This is a genomic window from Kitasatospora sp. NPDC056327 (assembly GCF_042261735.1).
GTDB lineage: Bacteria > Actinomycetota > Actinomycetes > Streptomycetales > Streptomycetaceae > Kitasatospora.
Genome location: NZ_JBHJRC010000416.1, coordinates 1 through 5,573, shown reverse-complemented (window position 1 = coordinate 5,573; position 5,573 = coordinate 1). Strand labels below are relative to the sequence as shown.

General features: G+C 76.1%; 4 protein-coding genes. All 4 read right to left on the bottom strand.

Features of this window, described 5'->3' with window-relative positions; all coding sequences use genetic code 11:
• Positions 1 to 61 precede the first annotated feature (61 nt).
• Complete coding sequence (locus ACFCX4_RS34295; protein ID WP_376151060.1) at positions 62 to 1,120, bottom strand: adenosine deaminase; 1,059 nt, start codon at positions 1,118 to 1,120, stop codon at positions 62 to 64.
• A gap of 89 nt (positions 1,121 to 1,209) precedes the next feature.
• Complete coding sequence (locus ACFCX4_RS34290) at positions 1,210 to 2,469, bottom strand: DUF445 domain-containing protein (RefSeq protein ID WP_376151058.1); 1,260 nt, start codon at positions 2,467 to 2,469, stop codon at positions 1,210 to 1,212.
• 207 nt (positions 2,470 to 2,676) lie between these two features.
• Positions 2,677 to 4,014 (bottom strand): nucleotide sugar dehydrogenase, encoded by a 1,338-nt coding sequence (locus ACFCX4_RS34285; protein ID WP_376151056.1) that lies wholly within the window; start codon positions 4,012 to 4,014, stop codon positions 2,677 to 2,679.
• A 65-nt stretch (positions 4,015 to 4,079) separates the two neighbouring features.
• Positions 4,080 to 5,498, bottom strand: a complete 1,419-nt coding sequence (locus ACFCX4_RS34280) for a glycosyltransferase family 2 protein (RefSeq protein WP_376151054.1) — start codon at positions 5,496 to 5,498, stop codon at positions 4,080 to 4,082.
• Positions 5,499 to 5,573 lie beyond the last annotated feature (75 nt).

Here is a 5,573-nt window from a genome sequence, read left to right as displayed (position 1 = left end):
GGGTTGCCGAAGGCCCCGCCGGCGGGTGCCGGCGGGGCCTTCGGAACGGCGCGGGCGCAGGTCAGACCTGGCGCCACCGCGCCAGGTGGGCGTCGATCTCGCCCGCCAGCCGGGCCTTGCCCGGGGCGTCGAGGAAGGACGCCTCCACCGAGTTCTTCGCCAGCGCGGCCACCCCGGCCTCGTCCAGGCCGAGCAGCCGGGCCGCCACCGCGTACTCGGTGTTGAGGTCGGTGCCGAACATCGGCGGGTCGTCGCTGTTGACGGTCACCAGCAGCCCGGCGTCGACCATCCGCCCGATCGGGTGCTCCTCGATCCGCTCCACCGCGCGGGTGGCGATGTTGGAGGTCGGGCAGACCTCCAGCGGGATCCGGTGCTCGCCCAGGTGGTCGAGCAGCGCCGGGTCGTCGACCGCGCGGGTGCCGTGGCCGATCCGCTCGGCGCCGAGCACCCGCAGCGCGTCCCAGACCGTCTCCGGCCCGGTCGTCTCGCCCGCGTGCGGGACGCTGCGCAGGCCGGCCGCCCGCGCGCGGTCGAAGTAGGGCTTGAACTGCGGGCGCGGCACGCCGATCTCCGGCCCGCCGAGACCGAAGCTGACCAGGCCCTCGGGGGCGAGGTCGACGGCCAGCCGGGCGGTCTCCTCGGCGGCGGCCAGACCGGCCTCGCCGGGGATGTCGAAGCACCAGCGGAGCACCACGCCGAGCTCCTTCTCGGCGCGGTGGCGGGCGTCCTCGATGGCCTCCATGAAGGCGACGTCGGGGATCCCCCGGCTCACCGAGGAGTAGGGGGTGACGGTCAGCTCGGCGTAGCGGATGTTCTGCCGGGCCATGTCCTCGGCGACGCCGTAGGTCAGGGCGCGGACGTCCTCGGGGTCGCGGACGAGGTCCACGACGCTCAGGTAGACCTCGATGAAGTGCGCGAAGTCGGTGAAGGTGAAGTACTCGGCGAGGGCCGCCGGGTCGGCGGGCACCTTCGCCCGGCCCTCGTGACGGGCGGCCAGCTCGGCGACCACCCGCGGCGAGGCCGAGCCGACGTGGTGGACGTGCAGTTCCGCCTTGGGCATCGCGGCGATGAACGCCTCGATGGAGCGGTCCGCGGGGGTGCTGGCGCTGGGGGTTCCGATCCGACTTCCGTCCGGCTGGACCACGGTGGTGCCCTTCTCTGAGGTCTACGCGCGTTTGAGCGGTGCTGGCAAGGATATGCAGAGCGGTCTCAGCCGCCGAGCGCGACCGCCACGGTGTGGATCAGCAGTCCGGCGAGCGCGCCGACCACCGTGCCGTTGATCCGGATGAACTGGAGGTCCCGGCCGACGTTGGCCTCGATCTTGCGGGAGGCGTCCTCGGCGTTCCAGCCCGCCACCGTCTCGGAGATCAGCGAGGTGATCTCGGCGCGGTAGGTGTCGACCAGGTACTGGGCGGCGTCCTGGAGCCAGCCGTCCGCCTTGGCCTGGAGCTTGGCGTCGGTGGCCAGGCGCGTGCCGAAGGTGCGCACGCCCTCGCGGATGCGCCGGCGCAGCTCGCTCTCCTCGTCCTCGGCGGCGTTCAGCACCAGCGAGCGGACGGCGGCCCAGGTGGAGGCGATGAGGTCCTGCACCTCGGGGCGGTCGAGCAGTTCGCCCTTGGCCCGCTCGACCCGGGCGATGGTCTCCGGGTCGGTCTGCAGCTCGGTGGCGAAGTCCGCGAGGAACTTGTCGACCGCGCCGCGCGCCGGGTGCAGCGGGTCGTCCCGGATGTCGGTGACGAACCGCATCAGCTCCTTGTAGACCCGCTCGCCGACCTGGTTGTCGATGAACCTCGGGGTCCAGCCGGGGGTCTTCCGGGTGACCCGCTCGACCACCTCCGCGTGGTTCTCGGTCAGCCAGTCGTGCGCCCGGACGGCGACCAGGTCGACCACCCCGTGGTGGCCGCCGTCGGCGACCACCCTGCCGAGCATCCGGCCGGCCGGCTCGGCGACCGAGGTGGCGGCGGCCCGCCGGGTGACCGCCTCGGCGACGACCGCCTGCACGTCGTCGTCGCGCAGCACCGCGAGCACCCCGCGCAGCGCCGCCGAGGCCTCCTTGGTGACCCGCTCGGCGCTGCCCGGCGCGGCCAGCCACTCGCCGAGGCGCCGGGCGATGCCGAGCGCGGCGAGCCGGCCGCGCACCACCCGGCCGGAGAGGAAGTTCTCGCCGACGAAGTCGCCCAGCGACCGGCCGAAGGCGTCCTTCTTGGTCGGGATGATGGCGGTGTGCGGGATGGGCAGGCCGAACGGCCGGCGGAACAGCGCGGTCACCGCGAACCAGTCGGCCAGCGCACCGACCATGCCGGCCTCGGCGGCGGCGGCCAGGTAGCCGGCCCAGGCGCCCGCGCCGGCCGCCTCCGCCCAGGTGGCCAGGGCGAAGACCAGGCTCGCGAAGGCCAGCAGGCCGGTCGCGATCCGCTTCATCCGGCGGACGCCGTGTCTCTTCTCCTCGTCGGCCGCGGTGAACCGCATCCCGGGGCCGGTCCCGTTCAAGGCTTCGTCGCTCACTCCGCCAGTCTGCCCGCTGCCCGGCGCGAACGGACGGCGCGCCCGGTGAACGCGCGCCGTCCCGGTGCCGCGCCCGCCCGGAAACCCGCCGCCGGACGTCGGCCGACGCCTTCCCGCGCTCCTCGGTGCCCGCCGCCGGCGCCCGGTGAACGCCCCGCGCGCGGCCCGGCCTCACGCGCCCCCGAGCACGATCCGCCGCACCCCGGCCACGCCCGCCCACCGTGCCGGGTCGGTGCACCGCCGGCCGTCCAGCAGCACCCGGACGCCCGGCAGGTCGGCCGGCGCCAGCTCCCGGTACTCCGGGTGGTCCGCCTGCAGCACCGCCGCCGCCACCGGCTCGCCGCCGTGCGCGGGCAGGCCGAGCGCCGTCAGTTCCCCCGGCGCGTACAGCGGGTCGGCGACGTACGGCCGGGCACCGGCCGCGCGCAGCGCCTCGACCAGCGGGAACACCCCCGAGTACGCGGTCTCCTTGACCCCGCCCCGGTAGGCGGCCCCGAGCACCAGCACGCCCCGTCCGGCGAGCCCGCCGTCCAGCGCGCCGGCCAGCACCCCGGTCGCGTAGGCGGGCATCTCCAGGTTCGCCGCCCGCGCGGCCCGCACCACCGTCGCCGAGGGGTCGTTCCACAGGTAGAGCCGCGGGTAGACCGGGATGCAGTGCCCGCCGACCGCGATGCCCGGCCGGTGCAGGTGGCTGAACGGCTGCGAGTTGCAGGCGTCCGCGACCGCCGCGAAGTCCACCCCGATCCGGTCCGCGTAGCGGGCGAACTGGTTGGCCAGGGCGATGTTGACGTCCCGGTAGGTGGTCTCGGCGAGCTTGGCGAACTCCGCGGCCTCGGCGGACTCCAGCTCCCAGACCCCGTTGGGCCGGCCCAGGGCCTCCAGGTCCGGGCGCCGGTCGAAGTCCAGCACCGCCCGGTAGAACTCGGCGCCGCGCCGGGTGGCGGCCGGGTCGGTGCCGCCGACCAGCTTGGGGTAGCGGCGCAGGTCGGCGAAGACCCGGCCGGTGCGGACCCGTTCCGGGCTGAAGACCAGCGCGAAGTCCCGGCCGGGGGCCAGGCCCGACCCGGCCGCCAGCCGCGGCGCCCAGCGGTCCCGGGTGACGCCGACCGGCAGGGTGGTCTCGTAGCTGACCAGGGTGCCCCGGCGCAGCCCGGCCGCGACCGCGTCGGTGGCGGCGTCGAGCAGCCCGAAGTCGGGTGTGCCGTCGGCCGCGGTGACCAGCGGGACGACCAGGACGACGGCCTCGGAGCGGGCGACGGCCGCCGCGGTGTCGGTGGTCGCGCCCAGCCGCCCCTCGGCGACCACCCGTTTGAGCGCCTCGTCCAGCCCGGCCTCCCGGGGGAACGGGGGGCGGCCCTCGTTGACGGCCGCGACGACCGCCGGGGCGACGTCGGCGCCGGTCACCCGGTGCCCCTTGGCCGCGAACTGGACGGCGAGCGGGAGCCCGAGCTTGCCGAGGCCCACCACGCAGACGTCGAGCGGGCGGTCGGCGGGCGGCCGGACGGCCAGCGGGAGGGCGGGCGGCGGGCCGGTGTGCAGTGGGCCGGTGTGCAGCGGGCCGGTGTGCGGCGCGTTCACCGCGGACCCCCGTTCCCGCCGGACGCCACGGCGCCGGCCAGCCGGCGCCAGGCCGGGGAACGGCGCAGCCGGCGGCGGACCCGCACCGGCACGGCGCGCCGCCACAGCTGCTGCACCAGGGTGGGCCCGGCGGCGTCCGCGCCGACCGGGGTGCCGGGCGCGTCGGGCGCGTCGGCGACGGACCCGCCGGGAGCACCACCGGGGGGCCCGGCACCCGGTTCCGCCCCGGAGCCGTCACGGCCGCCGCTCCCACCTGCCCCGGCAGCCCCAGCAGTCCCGTCCCCGTCCACCTCCTCGGCGGCGGACGGCACCGGCTCCTCCCCCAGCAGGAACAGCTCGTCGGCCAGCCCCACCGCGCCGTCCCGGAACGCCGGGTACCCCGCGTACCGCCGCCGCACCCCGTCCGCCCCGTCCTCGGTCACCTCCGGCGGCTCGCCGTGCTCCGCCTCGTACGCGATCAGCCCGTACAGCGCGTCGTGCCGCCCGGTGGCGGCCAGCTCCAGCCGGACCCGGTCCGCCACGGCGAGCCGGTGGTACACCTCGTGCGCCGCGAACCGCCGGACCAGTTCACCGGCCCCGGCGCAGACCTGCTCCCGCAGCTCCGCGTCGAGCTCCGACAGCCCGGCCTGCAGCAGCTGCGGCACCTCCCAGCCGAAGTGCCGCGCCTTGATCGCGTCCAGCTGCCCGCCGGGCGCGGCCAGCTCGGCGGCCACCCACTGCACCGCCGCGACGCCCCGGATCCGGTCGAGCGCCCCGGCCCGCTGGGTGACGTTCCCGCGGTCCTCGCGCAGCACCAGGAAGTAGTGGTCGTAGTCGGCGAGCACGGAGATCCGGCGGGCCCGCAGACAGGCGGCGAGGGTGAACGGCTGGTCGGAGTAGACCTTCAGGTCCTCGTTGCGGGCCAGGTTGTGCCGCCGGATCAGCTCCAGCCGGAACAGCTTGGTGTCGGCGAGCGCCCAGGCCAGCGCGGAGTCCTCGAAGCCGACCGAGGCGGCGGTGGCGTCGAAGATGCCCTGCGGGACCAGCCGTCCGTTGACCCCGACCTGCTTGGGGATCAGCACGTCGGACCCCCAGGCGTCGGCGGAGGTCACCATCCGCTCCAGCGCCTCGTCGCCGAGCCAGTCGTCGGCGCCGAGGAAGAGCACGTAGCGGCCCCGGGCCAGCGCCAGGCCGCGGTTGGTCGGGGCGGCCGGGCCGCCGGAGTTGGCCTGGTGGACGACCTGGAACAGGCCGGGGTGCCGGGCCGCGAAGGCGTCGAGCAGCTCGCCGCCGCCGTCCGTCGAGCCGTCGTCGACCGCGACCACCTCCATGCGCCCGTGCCCGATGGTCTGCCGGACCAGGGAGTCCAGGCAGGCGGTCAGGTACGGCATGGTGTTGTAGACCGCGATCACCACGGTCACGTCGGGTACGGGCATCGGGCGCTGCTCTCCAGGACACGGGGCCGACAGGACTGCGCCCGGCGCAGCGCCGTCCGCGGAACGGGGCGGGCG

Coding starts and splice junctions, on each gene's coding strand:
- ACFCX4_RS34280 (WP_376151054.1), bottom strand. CDS start 5,498: ATGCCCGTACCCGACGTGACCGTGGTGATCGCGGTCTACAACACCATG.
- ACFCX4_RS34290 (WP_376151058.1), bottom strand. CDS start 2,469: ATGCGGTTCACCGCGGCCGACGAGGAGAAGAGACACGGCGTCCGCCGG.